Raw genomic sequence first — 20,916 nt, 5'->3', positions numbered from 1 at the left:
ATGAAAGCAGCCAAGCCCAAAATTGGAGTTTTGAGGCAGGAGGCTCTCTTGCTGCGAGGCAGGAGGAAAGAGTCTGAAGGAAGGAGCCAGAAGAAGTGTTTTTACAAATATGAGATGCTTCCCTCCCTACTTTTTCACCTCATTATTATTACCTTCCCCAACTATCGATCGCATTCCTTCGAGCGTCGCGGGAATGCTGCGCGGGTCCATAAACATCACCTTGCTGCTGTCGCTGGTGCCAATTTTTAGACCCATATCCAGATAGTTTTGAGCTAACAAAAATTGTAAAGCTTCCCGGGCAGTGGGGTCATTTTGCAGAGTTTTGGCGATTATTTGCAAGGCCTCAGAAGTAGCTTGAGCTTTCAAAACCTGACTTTGGCGTTCTGCTTGAGCTTTTAGGACGATCGCCTTTTGTTGAGCTTCCGCCTCCAAAATTGTCGCTTTTTGGCGCGCTTCTGCATCCAAAACTTGCGCTTCAGCTTTACCTTTGGCGCTGTTAACTGCTGACTCGCGTTCGCCCTCGGATGTCAGAATTGCCGCCCGCTTGCGTCGATCGGCTGCCATCTGCAATTCCATCGATTCCTGTACAGTTTTAGAAGGGATAATATCGCGCAATTCTACCCGCGTTACTTTCACTCCCCAAGGATCGGTAACAATATCTAAATCTCTGAGCAATATTTCATTAATTTGAGAACGAGCAGTAAAGGTTTGTTCGAGATCCAGTTGACCCATTTCGGCGCGAATTTGAGTCAGCACCATATTTACCATTGCTGACTGGAGATTTTCTACTTTGTAACAAGCTTTTTCCAAATCTACAATGCGCCAGTAAACCACAGCATCAACCGTGAAGGAAACGTTGTCGCGGGTGATACAAGCTTGCGGAGGAATATCTAAGACTTTTTCCCGAATTGTTTGCTCGTACACGACGCGATCGAGAAATGGCGTGACAAAATTCAAACCGGGTTCCAGTTTCTTGCCGTTGTATTTACCTAAAGTTTCCACCAATGCTTCATTTCCCTGATTGATAATTTTGACGGAACCTGCGAGGGCTGAGCCGCCTAAAGCTAAAAATACGAGTAAAAAAATTTGTTCCACGGTCGCCTCCTATAAATGTTGACTCTTAAATGTTGACTGTTGACCACTGGCTAATGAATGATGCCTAATCACTAATTATTAACTACTAATTGTCTGTGATTAATTACGCATTTTGTTTAAGAATGCAAGAGATTTTCTGGCACAACTATCAGAGTAGTGCCTTTCCGTCCGACGACAATTACGTTTTGGTTGGGGGGGATGGTGGCGTTCGTGTCTTCGCAGCGAGCTTGCCAAGAATTCCCCTCATAAATGACTCGGCCGGCTTCTCCAGGGGAAATTTCTGTTAAAGTTTTTGCTTCCTGAGAATCTGCGATCGCCTTTGCCGTGCCTTTTGGTATCAACCGCCGAGACAGCAGCACAAAAACGGTCGAAAATACCATCCAGAGGAATATTTGTAAATTAACGTAAGGTAGAACTAGAGAGCATCCAGCTACGGCAAAGGCGCTCAGTCCCATCATAAAAGCGACAAAAGCAGTCGGGAGAAATAGCTCTGTCAAACAGAGCAAAGACCCAGCTAGTAGCCAAAGGAGCGTAGGAGTCAAGATCATAAAAAGAATAGGTGATACTATTTAGATCTTAGATTTGAAATTGAAGATTTAAGAATTGCCAACAACTGACTATGCAAGGGTTTGCGACTTGCAGCCCCTCAGAGCGATTTTTCGCGCAGCGGTACCAGGTTGAGGCTTCCATCGTACTCCAAGTCTGAGTTTAGTAACTTAAATTACAATTTAAGCCGGTGCAGACTGGCAGAAACTACAATTTCTAGAGGCCCAAAGGCAGTTAAGAAATTGATAGGGGCTAAAATCAGTTTATTCTCAAGCTCATGAATTTGGGCTTGCGAATCATATATCTTCAGAATGTTTTTACACAAACTATTTCGATATGATCAGCAGTTTCTCCGAACCCATTTATTGCCCGAATCTTAGCTGTGCCGAGCCCCGCAATACCTTTGGCCGCCAGCACTGTGCAGCGTGCGAAACGGATTTAATTTATCGCTATGTGTGGGTGGTGGGACAAGCAGCCGAGGAAGTGCCGGCGGGTAAGGTAATAGCCGATCGATACTTTGTCATTGCACCCCAAATCTGGCTCGACAGCCGTCCAGTTCTGCCTCCGAGCGTCCCGGAACAACTGCCGGATAGCATTATGCCTTACCTGCATTTGTATCCCCAACGGCTGCATACGCCGGAAGTATACGGTTATTGTTCTCTGGGGGAAGCACCGGAAGCGACAGAGGTGCTCTTGTTGGAAAATGTGCCCATCAATAATTTCGGTCGCCTGTATCCTTCTATTTTAGAGTCTTGGTCTGGGACAAGCGCCGCGCGCCAAGTTTACTGGCTGTGGCAAATGCTCCAACTGTGGGCGCCGCTGTCGGAACAGGGAGTCGCTTCGAGTTTGCTGGTACCGGAAAATTTGCGGGTGGAAGGTTGGCGGGTACGCCTGCTGGAACTGCACCGAGGAAATTTTGTACCGACGCTGCGGGATTTGGGAGATGTGTGGTCAGGTTTGGTGGAATCAGCGCAACCCGAGGTGCAGTCGAAACTCGGAGAGATTTGTCAGTTTATGCGCCGCAGCAGCATGAATTTCGACGCGATCGCCCTGGAACTCAACGATTTACTATTAGAACAAGCCGCTAAATTGCCTCTGCACTTAGAAGTAGTCGGCATGACTGATACCGGGCCGCAGCGCTCCCAAAATGAAGACAGTTGCTATCCGACTGCTGCTGATTTTCAATCTAGCAAAACTTCAGGGAACGACAAATTAATTCCTTACTTGACAATGGTTTGCGACGGGGTTGGAGGCCACGAAGGAGGAGAAGTTGCCAGTCAATTAGCCGTGCAGTCCCTGAAAGCTTTAATCCAAAATTTGCTCGCAGAAATTGCTGAACAAGAAGAGTTGATGACGCCAACAATGGTGATCAAGCAACTCGAAGAAATAGTCAGAGTTGTGAATAATGTGATTTCCGCTCAAAATAATGAGCAGGGAAAAGAGTTGCGGCAGCGGATGGGGACGACTTTGGTGATGGCCCTCCAGTTGCCTCAAAAAGTGAAAATTTCCGAGGATTTGCCCTCGAATAACAGTCACGAACTTTATTTAGTCAATGTTGGAGACAGCCGGGCTTATTGGATTGGCAAAAATTACTGTCACCGGCTGACTGTGGACGACGACGTAGCTTCAAGGGAAGTCCAGCTAGGACACTGTTTGTACTGGGAAACTCAACTGCGAGCCGATGCAGGAGCCCTGACTCAAGCTTTGGGCACGCGGGACGCCGATTTCCTGCGCCCGACGATTCAGCGATTTATTGTCGAAGAGGAAGGCTTACTGCTGCTGTGTTCCGACGGTTTGAGCGACAACGACTGGGTAGAGAAATCTTGGGAGAATTACGGCCCAGAGGTGCTTGAGGGCAAAATGTCTTTGGAAGCTGCGGTTCAGTCTTGGATTCGTCTCGCCAACGAGAAAAACGGTTATGACAACACCTCCGTAGTGGCGACTCACTGTCGGATGTCCCCGGAGAGATTGGTACTGTTTGATCCGGCGGTGGCGTCAGCGCCGGCGTCAGCGCCAGTGTCAGCCTCGGTGTCGCTGCCGCCTTCCCTCGCGGCATCCCTCCAGAAGTCCGGGAGGATTCCAGAATCTCAGCTTTCAGAATCGTCCAAACAGTTGTTGTACCCCGAAACTTCCCCCGCCCCGGAACCAGTTCAAAAACGGCGCTCCAAGCTGCCGCTGCCACTACTGGGGGTGTTGGGGCTGATATTAGCCGGCGGCGGTTTAGGTTTGTGGGTGCAAAGCCTCCAAAGCCGCCAGCCAGAGCCCGCACCACTTCCGCCACCGCCGGAAACTCCCGCCCCGATTCCTTCGGAGACTCCCTCGCCCGGGTCAGAGAGTCCCTCGCCGTCGCCCGAATCGACTCCTGCGGAAATTCCGCTGCCCGATAGCGAGAGTCCCTCGCCGTCGCCCGAATCGAGTCCTGCGGAAATTCCGCCGCCCGAAGAAGGGGAAACTCCTTTGCCATCAGCGGAGTAAGGGAGAGTCTCTCGCCGTCGCCCGAATCGACTTTTGAGCTTACAAAATAATGCTTCGAGCGTCGCAGCTCTCTACTATCCAAATTCGGGAAAACTTTTCCAGTGTAAATGGAATGATTTCTGGTAGAGGTTGTTGATTTACAGCATATTCCATGTAGATGTAGATCGCGATCAACCGGGTTTTTTGAACAGAATCAGTAAGGATGCGAGAACTGTAAAGAAACCTGGTTTCTGGGGTGTACTTCATAAACCTGGAATACGCTGTATATAAATCACACTTCACAGGGGAGCATCTCAATGAAAGCAGCAAAGCTAGAAATTAAAGTTTTGAGGCAGAAGGAAGGAGCCAGAAGAAGTGTTTTTACAAATATGAGATGCTCCATCAAAGTTAAGGATTTTGTATCATAGTCCGCCAGCAGAAACAACATGGCTAAAAAGTCAGCCATCACTAGAAAAAGTAGTTAAAAATGCTTAAGAATCTCCATGCAGCTAACAACTAGCCATTAGCAACTAACAACATAAGCTTTTTTTATATTGACGGCGCGCAATTTATTAACTATAATTACCAGGCCAAAAATAACAAAAATCTTACGCCTAACAGTTTTCCTCAAATAACCGTTAAACTATTCTAACGTTTGCCCGTACCCAACGTCGCAGGCTCAACCTATATCTGTTAAGCATTCGTCCTGATTCACAGGAGCAAGATTTTAAAATATGCATCTCAGCGAACTGACTCACCCAAACCAATTACACGGCCTCTCGATTCATCAACTCGAACAAATTGCCCGACAAATTCGAGAAAAGCATTTAGAAACTGTAGCGGCTAGCGGCGGCCACCTCGGCCCAGGATTGGGTGTAGTCGAACTGACCTTAGCACTCTACCAAACACTCGACCTCGATCGCGACAAAGTTACCTGGGATGTCGGCCACCAAGCTTATCCTCACAAATTAATCACTGGCCGCTACAACCAATTCCACACCCTACGCCAAAAAGACGGCGTTGCAGGCTATCTCAAGCGCTGCGAGAGCAAATTCGACCACTTCGGCGCAGGCCACGCTTCCACAAGTATTTCCGCAGCGTTAGGAATGGCGATGGCGCGCGACCTCAAGGGGGAAAACTTTAAAACTGTAGCAGTCATCGGCGACGGCGCATTGACTGGCGGCATGGCACTTGAAGCGATCAACCACGCGGGCCATATGCCGAAAACCAATTTGTTAGTTGTGCTCAACGACAACGAGATGTCAATCTCGCCCAACGTCGGCGCAATTACCCGCTATTTGAACAAGATGCGATTGTCGCCACCGGTGCAATTTCTCAAAGATAACTTAGAGGAACAATTTAAACACATTCCCTTTGTCGGCGAAACTTTTACTCCTGAAATGGAACGCCTCAAAGAAGGGATGAAACGCTTGGCCGTCTCAAAAGTTGGAGCAGTAATTGAAGAATTGGGCTTTACTTACATGGGCCCGGTAGATGGACACAATTTGGAAGAGTTAATTACCACTTTCAAACAAGCTCATACTATCCAAGGGCCGGTGCTAGTGCACGTTGTGACGGTGAAAGGCAAAGGATATGCGATCGCCGAAAAAGACCAAGTAGGATATCACGCCCAAAATCCCTTTAACTTAGCCACCGGCAAAGGCATTCCATCCACTAAACCCAAGCCTCCAGCTTACTCGAAAGTCTTTGCCCACGCCCTCGTCAAGCTAGCAGAAGATAATCCCAAAATTGTCGGCATTACCGCTGCAATGGCAACCGGAACCGGTCTGGATAAACTTCATGAAAAACTGCCAAAACAGTACATTGATGTCGGGATTGCCGAACAACACGCCGTGACTTTATCCGCTGGTTTAGCCTGCGAAGGAATGCGCCCGGTTGTGGCAATTTACTCGACATTTGTGCAGCGAGGCTATGACCAAATAATTCACGATGTTTGCATCCAAAATTTGCCAGTTTTCTTCTGTTTGGATCGCGCCGGCATTGTCGGTGCTGACGGCCCAACTCACCAAGGAATGTACGACATTGCCTTCTTGCGGTGCCTGCCAAATATGACAATTATGGCACCAAAAGATGAGGCAGAATTGCAGCGGATGATAGTCACGGGAATCAACCACACAAGTGGCCCGATCACCATGCGTTACCCGCGCGGCAACGGTTACGGCGTGCCTTTGATGGAAGAAGGTTGGGAAGAATTGCCGATCGGCAAAGCTGAAATTCTCCGCAACGGCGACGATGTGCTGATTTTGGGTTACGGTTCAATGGTTTATCCGGCAATGCAAACCGCCCAGATTCTGAGCGAGCACGGTATTGAAGCAACTGTGATCAATGCGCGTTTTGTCAAGCCTTTGGACACCGAATTAATCTTGCCTTTGGCACAGCGAATCGGCAAAGTTGTCACAATGGAAGAAGGCTGTTTGATGGGAGGCTTTGGTTCAGCAGTAGCCGAAGCTTTGTTGGACAATAATGTTGTTGTTCCAGTGATGCGGTTGGGTGTACCCGATACATTGGTAGATCATGCAACGCCTGAACAATCATTTGCCAGTTTGGGATTAAATCCGTCGCAAATGTGCGATCGTATCTTAGCAACATTCAGCCGCAAACAGTCTCCTGTTAGCGTGTAAATAGCTAGGATTGTAGGGTGCGCCTAGCGCACCTTACCATTCATTCGAGACTAATTCTAAGAAATACCCGATCTATGACAGTGTAATAAAACGACCCCGCAAGTCCGATGGTGTCCCATTCAGAACTCTACCTAAAATTTGACCGTTTGAAGCAATTTGAATAGTAGTAGCGTCATAACTACCATTGCGATATGTCTGCGGGTGTTTTGACATTGGAAGCGAGTTAAAAGCAAAATGAATTTAAAAAGTTTTGACATAGTAATAGTAGGAGCCGGCCCTGCAGGCGGTCACTGTGCGAGAATCCTAGCCCAATCCGGCCACAAAGTCTTGCTGGCAGAGCAAAACGACAATTTTAATAAAAATGACTTTTCTAGCGCCGCCACGCCTCTAGAAACCCTCTCTAAATTCGATTTGCCTGAATCCGTTATCGGCAGTTTTTGGCATAAACTTACTATTGAAACTAGCAAAATCAGTCAAAGTTGGGAGTCTCCCGAAAGCTTGGGAGTTGTTCTCAACTTTGCTAAATTTAGAGCATTTTTGACCAGCGAAGTTGAGCGATTTGGCGGTGAAGTTTGGCTGGGTTATCGCTACACCCGACATTCACAAGCCAAGGGCGAAACAACCGTAGAATTTAAACAGTTATCCGACGGTCAAATAATCAAAGTTAGTACGAAAATATTGGTTGATGCTACTGGCTTTGCTAGGGCGGTTATGTACCAAAAAGAGAATGATAAGCCAGATTTTTTGTCGGGAACCGGAATCGAATATTTAATTGAAGTAGAGCCAGAAGTTTACAATAAATACAGCGGTGATTTAATCTTCTTTTTGGGCGATAAATGGATGCCGAAGGGTTATTCCTGGATATTCCCAATGGAACCAAACAGGCTGAAAGTTGGTGCGGGTCGCATTTTTTTAGATCCGAAAACGGTGAGGCATTTGTCACCGCTGAAAAAATATATTGATTTACTGATTGATGAATATCTGAAGTCAAAAAATTATAAAATTATTGACAAACACGGTTCGACTCTGAAGTACAGCCCTGGTTTGAAGGATATTTATTGCAAGGATAATATAATTGCGATCGGCGATAGTGTTTCGACAGTAAATTTTTTGGGTGGCGAAGGGATTAGACACGGGATGGATGGTGCCGAAATCGCGGGCAAATATATTCAAAGATATTTGGAAGGGAAAATCTCAGATTTTCGGGATTATGAGACGGAAATGCACCACAAGTTTGATCAGAAATGGAATATTTCAGAAAGGTTGGCCGTGAGAAAGTATATCGATGATGTTAATGATGAACTAACCGATAAAATGATTTCTTATTTAAAGTATATGAAAACTGAAGATGTGATGGATATTTTATTTTATTATAAATTTGAGAAAATTTCCCGAGGGTTAGGCGGTTATTTGCAGAGAAAAATCAAGAAATTGATTAAGAAATTTAAATTGTAAGTTGCGTCCGTTGAGAGATTGTTAGTTGAGGGAAAAATCTGGCTGATTTACGCACCTTACTAAGCTAATTTTAAGGCATTTTTTGCGGTGACTTGAATGCGCGGCAGCGACAATAAATTATCGTCAAAACTGCTATAATTTAATTTATATGATACACCAAAAGTATATCCACTCGCTCCAATTAAATGCGCTACAATTGGATCGACATCCCCGTAAGGATAGGCAAAACATTTAACAGATTTCTCTAATCCCCGTTCCAAGATAGCACGGGATTTTGCCGCCTCCCGCACAATTTCTGTCGGCGACAATGCACTCAAAGGTTGATGAGTAGCAGACATAGAACCGAATTCAATTCCGGCATCCCGCAGTTGCAAAATTTCTGGCCATCCCATTAACTGCACTTCTTCAAATTCGGCTTTTTCCCAACTATTTGTCTTTCCTATTGACTCCGCTACGAGAAAAACAGTTGCTGTAAAATCAAAGCGTTTTAGCACAGGCCAAGCATATTGGAAAAAGTCCAGATAGCCGCCGTCAAATGTCATCAATACAGCTTTACCGGGTAAAGGAGTTTTAGCCAGTTTTGCGCTTCGCCAATTTTCCCAAGTCGCACTGTAATAACCCTGATTTTTAAATTTGTGTAACTGTTGTTCAAAAATTTGGGGAGTAACTGCGTTTAAACCGTCAGGAGAAATGCGGCGGTAGCAGAGAATCGGGAGTTTTTGTGTAACGCTATGATTGTCCAAAACTTGAGGTTTCAGCGAGTGAGAAACTTCCCGATAAGAAGATTTTGAACTCAGGATTTCCGGTGCGTAAAATACTGGCTTTGGAAACTCGTTTTCTTGGGGAATTTGCATTGTCGGTTCCCCAGCGATTGCCGCGGCTGACTCGATTTCCTGCAGCGCCGCCGCCGGGAGTGAGGCGCGACGGCTGACACTTGTCCCGATCGCACCCGATCGCCTGCCGAATATCACCGCATTTGGTGGGTAAATGCCCCCAGCACCCGGTGCATTCAAACAGTCGGGCAAATTAGACCTTTGTTGAGCACAAGAGGCTAGGCGCGATCGTAGCGATTTCTTGCCGTTGAGCGGTTTTCCCAGCAAAGCTTCTCGCACGGCGGCGACGCACAACTCAAAACCGCTATTTCGAGTAATTGTCGATCGCAATTTTTGAGCTGAAACAAAATTATTTTCCACCGCAACAGTTACAATACCGACAGCAACACCGCCTACTTTCACCAGCACGTCTATTTCAGAAAGCTCAACTTGTATATTAGTAAATTCCTCGCTAACTTCTACAGCCATCAAATCTTTTTCGAGCGTAATTGTTGAGACTTCCTCAGCTATTTCTGGCTTGTAGAAATCCTCCAAATGCCAATGCGGACGCCCCCATAATTCTTGCAAAAAGAGCGTCCAGTCATGTTTAGGCTGCAATGGTTCCAGCAAAGTTTCCCACCATTTATTGCCTTTTTCGCAGCGATTGCGTTGAAAGAAGCGATCGAGAATTGGCCAAGCAAACTGGGATGCGATCGCATCCGCCAACACCGAAGCCGCAACCATGCCATCGCAAATCGGCAATTCAATAATACCGAGTTTAATTCCTTCTAGTTTGATCGTACAGCACAGGCGATCGTATATTTGCGGAAGATCACAAATATCGGAAATTGGTTCGCTCACTTCCACCGCAACTTTCCAGGCAATTTCACCCTTGACTCGCTTAATCTTATCTAAAATATATCTGATTTCATTCGTTTTTAAAATTTTATGATATTTGTGAACTTTATTACTTTTAACCTCTCTTCCGATCCCTTGGTGCCAAGGTAGATTTAAACTGAGATTAGCAGCTTTTTCTTGATATAATTCCAGCATTCTATCATCATATTTGATTTTCATAAAATCACAAATTTCTTCTAACTTTTTGACTTTATTATCGAGTATTTCCTCATATTTGACTAATATATGATTAGAATTTTTAGCATATTTGTGACTAATTAACATCGCCTCCTTCCAGCGATGGATACAGTGGTTTAAATCCCAACCAGGCCCCCACAAATCATGAGAATTCCTCGTAGCCTCATGCAGAGAAGCTATTGTATCCATACTGTTTCGCAAAATATGTATGAATTTAGCATCCGGCAACAAGCGCTGTATATCTTCAATAAAATATATGTGTTCCGGCGTTTTTTCCAACCAAATACTTTTGTTTTGTTCCGCCGCCAAACCATCCAAAACTCCGACAAACCAACTAACTTTAGTTGCCACAGTTTGACTATCATCAAAATCTTGCAAAAGTTCAGGCCGACTAATCTCATCCTTAAAAAAAGCTTCCATCCTACCTGGCAACTTTCCCGCAAACTTCTTGTACAGTAAATAGTGAAAAAACTTAGATTCAGGAAAAGAAATAACTTCAGGATGAGCGGCTAATAAACTTTGAAGCATGGTTGTGCCACTTCTCGGAGAGCCTACTAAAAATATCCGTTGCATTTTTATACCTGATAAATGGTTTGTGGATGAGATTTTTTTAATGAATCGCAGAGAGCGCACAAGATCCAGAGGAATAAAAGAAAAAGGTATGATTGATGTTTATCTCTGGCATCTCTGCGGTTAAAAACTTTTTTCCTAACTCCAACTAAAATCTTCATGCAACAAATCAGAAAGTTCCTGATTGTAAGGTTTGAAATAATTTGTCAATTCTTGTTCGATTTTAGGTGGCATTTTGCTGTATTCATCGACCTGATTAATTTCATCTTCTTTACTTGCACTCGAACTAATTTCCAAAAAATTTAACACTTCCGAAAAAACTTGGCCTGTATGTGCGTAATAATCTTCGCTTTTGATAATTAGCAACTGTTCTCTCGGAAAATAGTCGAGCCAATTTTTGATTTGTTCTACATAAATTCCCCGCGACAAATAAGAATAATGCTGGTGATTAAAACTGTAATATTTTTCATCAGCTTGGATTCTTTCAATCTCACCTTTGAGTCTATCAGGTTCTGAAGCGATCGCCTTTTCAAAATCCAACTTTTCGCAGCCGCTCGCCACTTCTAAATGATAGTGCATCCACGCTCGTTTTACGGGGTTTCGCAGCATTACAATCAGCTTAACTTCCGGGAAACACTTGTAAACTCGCTCCGCCACCAAAGGATGATAAATATAGTAAGAAGTCATCTCCCATAGGATCACCTTCTCACTCGCTACACTCCGCGTCAACTGCTTGCTGTACCAATCAACACCACGCTCAAAATTTAATTCAAAAAAGTGAATGTCCTGGGAACCTTCTTTGATAATTTGCAAGTGATTTGCGAGATGGCCGTATAGAGATTCCGTGCCACAGTTTTGAGCACCAATCATTAAAAAGTTAGGTTTTTGCTTATTTGCCAACTGAGTCAAAATCTTGGCGTAGCCGGGATTATTCTTATCCAAATCGTAAGTTTCAGCGGCTGGTTCGGCTAAATCCATAAGCGGCATTTTGCCCTCAAATTCCCAGCGGAACGGCGGACAAAGAATCGTTTTTTGGTTTACAGTCGATCGTACGTACAGCGGATAAACCTGCCAATGATAATCGTAGGCGTAAGCCAAAGTTTCCTCGTAAACCCCAGCATTCACATAATACTGACCGTTTCCTAAATCCAGCCTATCTATTTGCAGCCGGATTTTGCCTTTCCCTTTCACCAGCGGCAGCAGTCTGCCCATTTGATTAGTATTAGTCTCAAAACAGCTTTGACCATCTTCTCTGCTGATTGTCACGGCAAAAATAGCAGCAGAAATTTCTTGGGACACCGAATAATGAATTTCAATGCTAATAGCATCACCGCTATCTATTTCCGTATTTGGCGACACTTTGACATCGGTAATTTCTACTTCCATAGAACCGAAGCGATTCTGATTCCCTCGCAGTGGCGAGTTGCTACTTGTAGCTTCAGCAGCAGGCAGGGGAGTGCGATTTTCTGTGGACGATCGCATTTCTGACAAATACTGACCAACTACCACTTCCGGTTCCCCATAAGCCACGACTTCACCTGATTTCAGCCACAATGCCCGATCGCACATTTTCTGAATTTGCGATGCGGTGTGAGAAATCAAAACAATCGCACATCCTTGATTCTTAAACTCAGTTATCTTGTTCAAACATTTAGTTTGAAAAGCCACATCACCAACCGACAAATGTTCATCAACTAACAGCACTTCTGGATCGGTATGCACCGCCACCGAAAAAGCCAGCCGCATTTTCATCCCCGTACTGTAAGTCCGCATCGGGCTGTCAATAAACTGTTTTAACTCTGCAAATTCCACAATATCGTCAAACCTGCGCGCCACTTCGCGGCGAGTCAAACCTGCCACCACCGCACCCACAAACACGTTTTCTCTGCCCGTTAGATCCGTGTGAAAACCCGCACCCAAATCCAACAAGCCGCCAATTCGGCCGTTAACTTTAATAGTTCCTTCCTCAGCGTGACCAATCCCGCCGACTAATTGCAGCAGCGTTGATTTTCCCGCGCCATTCTTGCCAAGAATTCCTAGCATTTCCCCAGGAGAAACAGTAAAATTTATATTCCGCAGCGCCCAAAAACGCGACTCCGGCTTCAGCCGCCACCAACCGGACAAAGCGGCTTCCATAATCGTATAAGGTTTCGCGGTAGAGTAGCGGTTAAAACGCTTACCCAAGCCCTTGACAATAATTGCTTCACGCATTTACAACTCCTCCACAAAATTATCGCTTTGCCGTCTAAAAATTCCCAGTCCGATGGGCAAAAGAGCCGCCACAGCCAAGGTCAAAATTAACAGAACCCGCCAATCGGGCGGCATACCTTTGAGCAGTATGGCGCGGTAAGCTTCTATCAGTGGCACCATTGGATTTAAGTAATAAAAAATCTTAAATTTTTCCGGGACGCTGCTGATGTCGTAGAAAATCGGAGTCAGGTAAAACAGCATCTGCAAAACTACTCCCAAAGTGTGCTGAGTGTCCCGAAAAGTGACATTCAAAGCGGCAAGGGGATAAGCAAAACTAACTGTCAGGAAAAACTGAATAATCATCAGCAGGGGCAACAAAAATAGCACTGCATTCAGATGAACGCCATCAATTGCCAGAAAGATAAGTAACACCGGCAATGCTAAGAAAAAGTGAATGAGCCCAGTCGTCGTCGTGACTACCGGCAAAATTGCCGAGGGGAAATTTGGCTGCCTGATTAGTGCCTTATTATTGGTAATTAATGCCGTTGATTTAAATAATACCGTTTGAGACCAATTCCAGATTAACAAGCCGCTGAAAGCAAAGGAAGAAAATTTTGGAATATTAAGGGGTACAACAGACCGAAACAAAAAGGAAAATACAGCCAACTGTAACAGCGGACTGATTAAAGTCCAAGCAATCCCCAAGGTCGATCGCTTGTAAAGTAATTTCATCTCGCGATCGACCAACACCCGCAGCAAATCGAACCAATGAGCCATTTTGCGCCCATCGACGAACGTTTTCGCATTTCTCACCGCACACCTCCGGCAGCTATCTGAGGTTCTAGCCCGGAGGCCTCCCAGGGCTGAATCTTAACCAAATTCTGAGTCGGCACCAGGGTCAGCTTGTCAGCAATTGGTTCTAAAAAATCAGCTTCAATTAATTTTATTGCCATAATTACCATTTTTAATTTTTGTTATTTTTACTTCAATTCCTATTTATTTATACTTACTTCAATGGTTCATTACACCTCTATTTTTGGTTGCTTATTTTGCCTAATTATGTCAGTTATAGGATGAACTTTTCAGCTTTTTATTGTCCAATAGTGTAAATAAAAGTAGAGGTTGAAGTAGGGTGTTGTCCACTAAGATAGGCTCAGAATGAGCAGCACTTTTGGGCATACCTTTAACCGCGATCGCCCGAGCCAGGGGTTCGGGAAAGTCAAGCGCCAGAATCGATCGCAAGTGAGCGCCCCGCAGTGGCTCTACACCGAATTTGGGAGTGACGTGACCGACTGACAGTTCACCGTAACGGAGGTAAATGCCCTCGGGTTTTTGCTCGTCAATGATTCGTTCTGCTGCTTCCCAACCTTCCTGCAAATCGATTTCAATTTCATGTCTGCCCAAGTCAGCATGAGTAGGCTCACCTTGCATAAAACTAGAAAGAGCCGATCGACTTTTCAACTCATCGATGACACCCCGCAAATACCAATAACCGCGCAATTTTGGCCGCAACCACCGCCAAGTTCCCCGCATCCGCAGGCTTTCGAGTAAATCAAGAAATTTTCTCAGTCCCAGTGCCAGCCAATCCACAGCAGCCGGCCAGAAAAACGTGACCGCCACCACAATTTGATCCACCAGCGAGTCAGCAGTTTCGTAGACTGCTACCGGCAGTATCGGTCTAAGTTCCGGGTGTCGGTGGCCGATCAAAACATCCGATCGCCCTTCCTGACGAGCTCGGCGGAAAGAGCGATCGAGATTGTTGGTTTCGTGTTCGTAATGAAAGCCCACTGCTTCAGCAGCCACAACAAAAGGTACATCAGCTTTCAGCAAACGCACCCCAAACTCGTAATCTTCCCCGCCGCAGTCCCCGAAAGCCGAATCAAAGCCATCGAGACGAGCAAACAGTTCTGCATCCAAAGAAAGGTTGCCGCTGAGCAAATCTTGATAAGTAAATCGGTGACCAGGCTGACTCATCTGATAAAACTTGTCTTCCCACCAAGCCCGCACATGTACGCCAAACAATGTAGTTCCTCCCTGCAACTTTGGCGGATAAGGACCCATGACAGCACAGCCCGGACGCACTTGGTGTGCCCGCGCGTGGCTTTCGACTAAAGACGGCAGCGCTTCGATGTCATCGTCCAGAAACAGCAGCAATTGCCCGGTAGCCGAAGCTGCTCCGGTATTGCGGGCGATGGAAGCACTCCGGCAATTTACCTCCATCGCGTGCAGTTTAAACGGAGCTTTGTAGTCTTGTAACATTGCCAAAGTATCGTCAATGCAACTATCTGCGACTACTGTAACTTCCATTAGGTCAATCGGATAAGTCTGCGAGTGCAAAGCATCAAGAGCGCGCCGCAGCGAAGAACTTCGGTTGTGAGTGGGAATAATTACGCTAACTGTTAAATTTTCCATATTTACATTATCAAAATTAACTTCATCTGCATTTCATCTGCATTTCATCTGCGGTTAAAAATAATCTAAAAATCCCTATTTATTGCTCCCCTTAATTTCTTGCAACCACTTGCGAGACACAAAATAAGCCATCGGGCCACTGACACAGCCCCGCAGTTGAGCCAAAAGCAAATCACTAGGGATAGAATCCGCTTGCTTTCGCAAAGAAGCAATTAGTTCAGGAATTTGTTTGTACAACAGCCATGACAAGGCTAACACAGGCACACTGAATTCTCTGTTGATTACAAACATCCGCGTCCAGAAAGCATAGACTCCGATGCCGTAGCCTTGGAGCGTTTTTCGCAATTCTTCCCAAGTGCGCCGATGGCGGTGCCAGCTCAATGCTCTCGGCTCGTAGACAATGCAGTAGCCAGCGCGCAAAATGCGGGCAAAGAGTTCACAGTCTTCGCCACCCACCGTGGGCGTTCCCGCCCCCAAAGCTTCGTCAAACAGGCCAATGTAGTCGATCGAACTTTTCCGCAAAGCCATACTCGCCGAAACTCCCACAAGATGCACAATCAGAGGATTGCAGTGCGCCCCATCAAACACTAGGCGCTCAAATCCCCGCCCGTGGGGGCTGTAGCACTCAAACCATTCTTGGGCTTCGGTTTCCAGTTCCAAGGGCATCACCAGCCCCGTGACGCACATCACTCGTGGATCGCTGAAATTTCGCAAGAGCGATCGCAGCCAGTTCGGATCGGGGGCAGCATCATCATCTGTAAGGGCTACGAATTCATGTTTAGCTTCGCGTAAAGCTCGGTTACGGGCAGCGCTGGAGCCTGGTACGTCTTCCCGCACATAGCGGACTTGTGGGTAATTTTTGACCAGTTCCTTGGTAGCGTCCGTGCTGGGACAATTGTCAATTACTAAGTATTCCTGACCCTCGTCTGGGAGCTGCATCAGCGCGTCTAGACAGCGCCGCAAATCTTCCGGTCGATCGCGCGTGCAAACCGCTACTGTGGCGAGCGACAATGCCTCCACCGACCCCCGCTCATCCCATTCTAGAGTGTCGTAGACCAAGTTTTTCCAGAAGTTGTCACCAGCACAATTCCTCAGTGTTTTCCGTAATTCGTCACCGCCAATGCGGCCTCCAACTACGTGAAAAAGAGCTTGACCGATCGGTTTTCCGTGTAGTCGAATTAAAATTAAGGCTTTGCTGTAACGCTCCTCAACCGTAATTTCTGGCGGGAGTTTGGAGATTTCCAGCTCAAGAATAGCTGTTGCCATTTTAGATTTTAGATTTTAGATTTTAGATTGCGAAAAAATCTTAGATACTCCGTATATTACCGGATGTTTTTTACCCGAAATTGTTTTATGGAATAGCAACTTCTCAATGCCATACTTGCCGAGCGCCGATCGCGAATCAAACATAAAGCCTCATTTGGTTATGGCTATTATTTATTTTTACTTTCGATGACCCGCTGATGTCAAGTTTTTTTCCTACATCATAAGATTTTTTTTATCGAAAACATTCGTACCTCAATGCACGTGTCAATTGCAGCCGTTATTTGCCGTCGGCGTCCTCCCCAGTCTCCCATTAATACCAAATCTCACAACCAGATTTTTTGATAAAACCGGGTTTGTGCGATCGCCCCTCATTTCAGCTTTAATTGCGATCGGGTACTATTCTCTAAAACATACCAAACAATTAAACACTCTCGCCATTAAAACTTTGGCGGTTAAACCGCGCACGAATTAGCTGAAAAAACGTCCCAAACTCCACCCTAAATAAGACGCAGCAATGATAAAAAAACAGGAGATTACAGGCTGATTGGAGACTGAACGAGCTGAGATTACTTCTGGCAAGCTCGTGGTATTTTTATATGATGAATATCATCTCTTGTCGGGGGATTTATGTGGCTATTTTTGGGGTAAAACAAAAAAACACATCGTTTTGTCCCCTAGTCAAGGAGAGAAATAAACAAACCTAATTATGGGCCAGTTAGCCGATTTTAGATTTGAGTTTTGATACTTCGGCGAGACTTTGGGCGAGCCGTCGAGTCCAGCTAAGTCGAGCCGCGCTCAGACGTTGGGCGAGCTGTCGAGTCGCCCTCAGTCGAACGATTTGAGATTTACTCTACAGATGAATCTGGAGCTTGAACAACAGTCTAAAACTTTGAGCTGCTGCTGATTCCTGTCGGAAACTTATATCCGTTTTTGGGCGGCGTCAAAAAGCCATTTAAACTCTCTCCTCGATAGCCACAAGGTTTGCTTAGAAGAATGTATCAAACTTTTACAAAGAAACCGATCAAACTCATAAAGCCTCTCTCTGCCCTGACAAAAGCAGTTAGCTAGCACGATGCTGGTTCTCCGTTTTTCAGATTGGACTATACACTGCCCTCAAAACCCTAAAAATGAAGAATTGTAAAGTTTTATCAAGATCTTTGGGCATCTGAATTAAAATCTTCTCATAAAAAAGACTAGCTTTTAGCAGGCGCAAATTGTGGAAAAAGGTTTAAAACTCAGAATATGAGATCGAGTTCGCTACTCTTACATGGTGCAATAAAATGTAACTTTTGATGCCAGAACCAGTAGCCTGAACTTTGTCGAAGGCCGAATGCCCGTCCGGCCAATGCCTTCGGAAAATCGCTTTCTTGGCGCTGCATCAAATCTTAAGTGCAATTACTTTCCTTGCACGAGAGCCGGAGCCTTCGAGCAAACATTTAACTCCAGGGCTTACGCACCACAACTTTAGATAAACCGGGTTTTTTTTACCGGGAGCGAGGGCGGCAACAAAGTGTTTTCGTTCATCAAACCCGGTTTCAGCGTCCGAGACTGAACTCGATCGAATGAATGCAGTCGCAACCAATGTTTAAAAGTGGCGATACTGCAAGTTGCGTGCAAAGCAGGGAGCTAACCGCAGTGATGGATCTCGATTGTTTACCTTACGGCGCAGGCCACGCACAGGAAGGGGTCTGTCTGCTAGTCCGAATGGGGCCGCACCGCATTTTACTCGACTGCGGTATAGAGGATATTGCACCGCTATCAGCGACACTAAATCGATCGCTGCCAGCCGATTTTGTGGTGTGTACCCACGCCCACTCTGACCATGCCAGAGGTTTGCTAGCACTCCATCAATCTTTCCCCCACTTGCCAATTTACGCCAGCGAAGTGACAGCGCGACTGCTACCGCTCAACTGGCCAGAAGTGGCTCATCAGCCAGAGTCCAGGTTCTGTCAGGGACTGCCCTGGCAGTCGCCGCTCGAAGTGCGCCCAGGACTGAGCGTGCAGTTGTTCCCGTCGGGCCATTTGCCCGGAGCGGCGACTGTGCTGCTGACTTATGCAGCCCCGCACCGCACCTACACAGTGGTTTATACCGGCGACTTTTTCCTGTCCAATTCTCGTTTGGTGGAAGGTTTGCCCCTGGGAGAACTCAGGGGCATGAAGCCTGATGTGTTAATTTTGGAAGGCAGTTACGGCACGGCGCGCCACCCTCACCGCCGACAACTAGAAAATCAGTTAGCCGATCGCATCCACCGCGCCATCGCCGACGGTTACTCGGTACTGCTGCCCGCCCCGGCTCTTGGTTTGGGGCAAGAAATGCTGATGCTGCTCCGCAGTCACCACTACTTTACTGGCCGCGACTTGGATATTTGGGTGGACGGCACTGTCGCCGAGGGGTGCGACGCTTATCTGGAACTGTTACCCCAATTTCCCACCGCCGTCCAAAATTTTGCTCTGCACCAACCTTTGTTTTGGGACGAAAGGGTGAAACCCCGCGTCCGCAGGCTGTCTGCCGAACAACGCCCCGGATTGGGAGCCACGCCCTGTATTGTGATTACTGACCAAATAGCTGATTTGGCTTTGTATGTTGCCGATGGCACACATCCTTGGATTTTGCTCGCCCCTCAAAAACCAGGATATCCCGTCAGCGACTGGCTGGGCAACAGGCCCGAATCTGGAGTCACAAGTGTCGAAACTTATCTGCTAGCCGAACACTGCGACGGGCCCGGGACGACCCAACTCATCCACAATTTGCGTCCCCAGCACGTAATTTTACTCCACGGTTCCCCTGCATATTTGGCTGACTTGGCTAACTTGGACGAGCTGCGAAACCGCTACCAGTTGCACACTCCGGCGGCCGGAACACTTGTCGAATTGCCGATCGGGGAAATGTTTTTGCAGCCCGCTATCCCAGAAACTAACTATGAGGGAGAGGTCAGCGAATTGGGGACAGAGGTAGCAATTAGCTTGCCCAGTCCGATTACAGCCGATCCTCGGTGGGCCAATTTTGCCGATACCGGTTTGGTAGAAGCGCGCTGGCAAGGCGAAGAACTGGTACTGCGGGGCATCTCCCAGCGGGAACTCCTTTTTCAAGGCAGCGCCGTTCAGACCAACCTCGAATGCTGCGGCAATTGTCAGCACTACCGCAGCCAGCGCTGTTGGAACCAGTCCAGTGCTTTGTTTGGCTTTAAAGTTACCCCCGACGGTTACTGTCCCGTGTTTAAAGCGATACCGGAGTCGGAACTTTTCCTAGATGGCGAAACAGACGGCGAATAAGCTGTCGGGCATCTAGAAACCAGCCTGCAGGCCTAGAAAACAAAAGAACAGCCCTGGACGCACCCAGACAAAAAACCCGGTTTCAGCAGGGGTAAGCTGTCGCCCATTGAATTTTTAAACTACTGTGTACTTACGCTCTTGTCGCGTGGGCAGCATATCCCGCCATCAAGCTTAAATTTAAAGGCAAAATAGCTTATGTGGTCACAACCCAGAATATTTTCGGCCTCAACCGAGTTTTTTGCATAATAATTTCTCCACAAAAAAGGGAGAAAAGTAGTTTTCTTTTCCCCCAAGTTTTCCTTGTGCCTCAAGCGCGAGCTCAAAACTATTCCAAATTCGAGTCCGGGTAGTGATTGCGAATTTGTTCGGCTTCGGGACAATCGTCAGAAACTAGGGGTTCGCAGTTAGTTCGGGACACCGAAGCCAACTTCTGGGACACAGCTCCAATACTTTCGAGACGCACCATTTCTTCCCAAGAGCTGATTTCGTCTTCTTCGTCGGTTTCGTAGCGCAGCGTGACTAGATCCCCTTCAATATCTAGGATACGAGCGCGCTCTATCCAACGTTGCTGATCTCGAAGAAAAATAGAAACCTCACGACCATCACAACAGAGTTGATAGATTTTGCGCTGTAGCATTTGTCAGTTCTCCTGCGCAGTGTAACTTGCTTAAAATATGGTCTGTTTACCGTAACGTACTTTGGGTTTTACATCGGAAGGCACAGCCGTATGGACTGGCCAGTTTCACGTTTTCCGCAACTTTTGTACCGATGGGAGTTACCAAATTTGATTTTACCACCAAATCTATCTAGTACGCCATTTATCCAATTACAGGTTCTGCAGCCAGTGGCATCCCTCGTGAGAGGCATTTGCCAGCATAGATTGGAGCATTAGGACTTGACGACAGCACCCGATTAACAGCGACAATAACAACAGACTCTGCCTCAAAAATCTCGCTCTCTTTTGCCTCTACTTCCCCAGAAACCTTTTGTTTCGACGTTTGTTTGATCGCCCACTAACGCCTCTTGGCTCAATCTCAAATCTCAAATCTCAAAGCGAAAGCTCTAAAGCGACACTCAAACAGCGACAATAAAAACAGACTCTGCCT

The 20,916-nt window shown here is 46.4% G+C and carries 14 protein-coding genes; 4 read left to right on the top strand and 10 right to left on the bottom strand.

Annotated elements, in window-relative coordinates; translation table 11 throughout:
* Positions 1–126: 126 nt before the first annotated feature.
* Together QUA77_RS05765 and QUA77_RS05760 are read right to left on the bottom strand one after the other, a co-directional pair.
* On the bottom strand, positions 127–1,095 hold the full coding sequence (locus QUA77_RS05765) for an SPFH domain-containing protein (protein WP_333036338.1): 969 nt from the start codon (positions 1,093–1,095) through the stop codon (positions 127–129).
* Positions 1,096–1,211: 116 nt separating this feature from the next.
* Positions 1,212–1,643 carry an NfeD family protein gene (locus tag QUA77_RS05760; RefSeq protein WP_333036337.1) on the bottom strand — a complete coding sequence of 144 codons (432 nt, stop codon included), beginning with the start codon at positions 1,641–1,643 and terminating at the stop codon, positions 1,212–1,214.
* A 334-nt stretch (positions 1,644–1,977) separates the two neighbouring features.
* Between QUA77_RS05760 and QUA77_RS05755 the strand changes: the two genes are divergently transcribed.
* Entirely contained in the window at positions 1,978–4,116 is a 2,139-nt protein-coding gene (locus QUA77_RS05755) for a protein phosphatase 2C domain-containing protein (protein WP_333449525.1), read from the top strand.
* A 271-nt stretch (positions 4,117–4,387) separates the two neighbouring features.
* On the opposite strand, the gene QUA77_RS05750 is transcribed toward QUA77_RS05755, so the two are convergent.
* Positions 4,388–4,561 (bottom strand): hypothetical protein, encoded by a 174-nt coding sequence (locus QUA77_RS05750; protein WP_333449524.1) that lies wholly within the window; start codon positions 4,559–4,561, stop codon positions 4,388–4,390.
* Positions 4,562–4,829: 268 nt separating this feature from the next.
* Between QUA77_RS05750 and dxs the strand changes: the two genes are divergently transcribed.
* Together dxs and QUA77_RS05740 are read left to right on the top strand one after the other, a co-directional pair.
* On the top strand, positions 4,830–6,737 hold the full coding sequence (dxs, locus tag QUA77_RS05745; RefSeq protein ID WP_333449523.1) for a 1-deoxy-D-xylulose-5-phosphate synthase: 1,908 nt from the start codon (positions 4,830–4,832) through the stop codon (positions 6,735–6,737).
* A 234-nt stretch (positions 6,738–6,971) separates the two neighbouring features.
* The gene (locus tag QUA77_RS05740; RefSeq protein ID WP_333449522.1) at positions 6,972–8,192 is read left to right on the top strand and encodes an NAD(P)/FAD-dependent oxidoreductase; all 1,221 of its coding nucleotides are present in this window, start codon (positions 6,972–6,974) and stop codon (positions 8,190–8,192) included.
* Positions 8,193–8,251: 59 nt separating this feature from the next.
* On the opposite strand, the gene QUA77_RS05735 is transcribed toward QUA77_RS05740, so the two are convergent.
* The 6 genes from QUA77_RS05735 to QUA77_RS05710 form a co-directional block, all read right to left on the bottom strand.
* On the bottom strand, positions 8,252–10,672 hold the full coding sequence (locus tag QUA77_RS05735; protein ID WP_333449521.1) for a sulfotransferase: 2,421 nt from the start codon (positions 10,670–10,672) through the stop codon (positions 8,252–8,254).
* A 135-nt stretch (positions 10,673–10,807) separates the two neighbouring features.
* Entirely contained in the window at positions 10,808–12,880 is a 2,073-nt protein-coding gene (locus QUA77_RS05730; RefSeq protein ID WP_333449520.1) for a Wzt carbohydrate-binding domain-containing protein, read from the bottom strand.
* Positions 12,881–13,636, bottom strand: a complete 756-nt coding sequence (locus tag QUA77_RS05725) for an ABC transporter permease (RefSeq protein ID WP_333036325.1) — start codon at positions 13,634–13,636, stop codon at positions 12,881–12,883.
* 32 nt (positions 13,637–13,668) lie between these two features.
* Positions 13,669–13,812, bottom strand: coding sequence for a hypothetical protein (locus QUA77_RS05720; RefSeq protein WP_333036324.1), 144 nt, complete (start codon positions 13,810–13,812; stop codon positions 13,669–13,671).
* 109 nt (positions 13,813–13,921) lie between these two features.
* Positions 13,922–15,271 carry a glycosyltransferase gene (locus QUA77_RS05715; protein ID WP_333036322.1) on the bottom strand — a complete coding sequence of 450 codons (1,350 nt, stop codon included), beginning with the start codon at positions 15,269–15,271 and terminating at the stop codon, positions 13,922–13,924.
* A 75-nt stretch (positions 15,272–15,346) separates the two neighbouring features.
* The gene (locus QUA77_RS05710; protein ID WP_333036321.1) at positions 15,347–16,537 is read right to left on the bottom strand and encodes a glycosyltransferase; all 1,191 of its coding nucleotides are present in this window, start codon (positions 16,535–16,537) and stop codon (positions 15,347–15,349) included.
* 1,638 nt (positions 16,538–18,175) lie between these two features.
* Between QUA77_RS05710 and QUA77_RS05705 the strand changes: the two genes are divergently transcribed.
* A complete protein-coding gene (locus tag QUA77_RS05705; protein ID WP_333036402.1) occupies positions 18,176–19,810 on the top strand; it encodes an MBL fold metallo-hydrolase in 1,635 nt (544 codons plus the stop codon).
* A gap of 325 nt (positions 19,811–20,135) precedes the next feature.
* Here the strand turns inward: QUA77_RS05705 and QUA77_RS05700 are convergent, their stop codons facing one another.
* Positions 20,136–20,447: a DUF6679 family protein gene (locus tag QUA77_RS05700; protein WP_006633466.1), complete on the bottom strand. Its 312-nt coding sequence runs from the start codon at positions 20,445–20,447 to the stop codon at positions 20,136–20,138.
* Positions 20,448–20,916: the final 469 nt, after the last annotated feature.

The organism is Microcoleus sp. K5-D4 (assembly GCF_036704575.1).
Classification (GTDB): domain Bacteria; phylum Cyanobacteriota; class Cyanobacteriia; order Cyanobacteriales; family Microcoleaceae; genus Microcoleus.
This window is presented reverse-complemented; position numbering and strand designations above follow the sequence as displayed.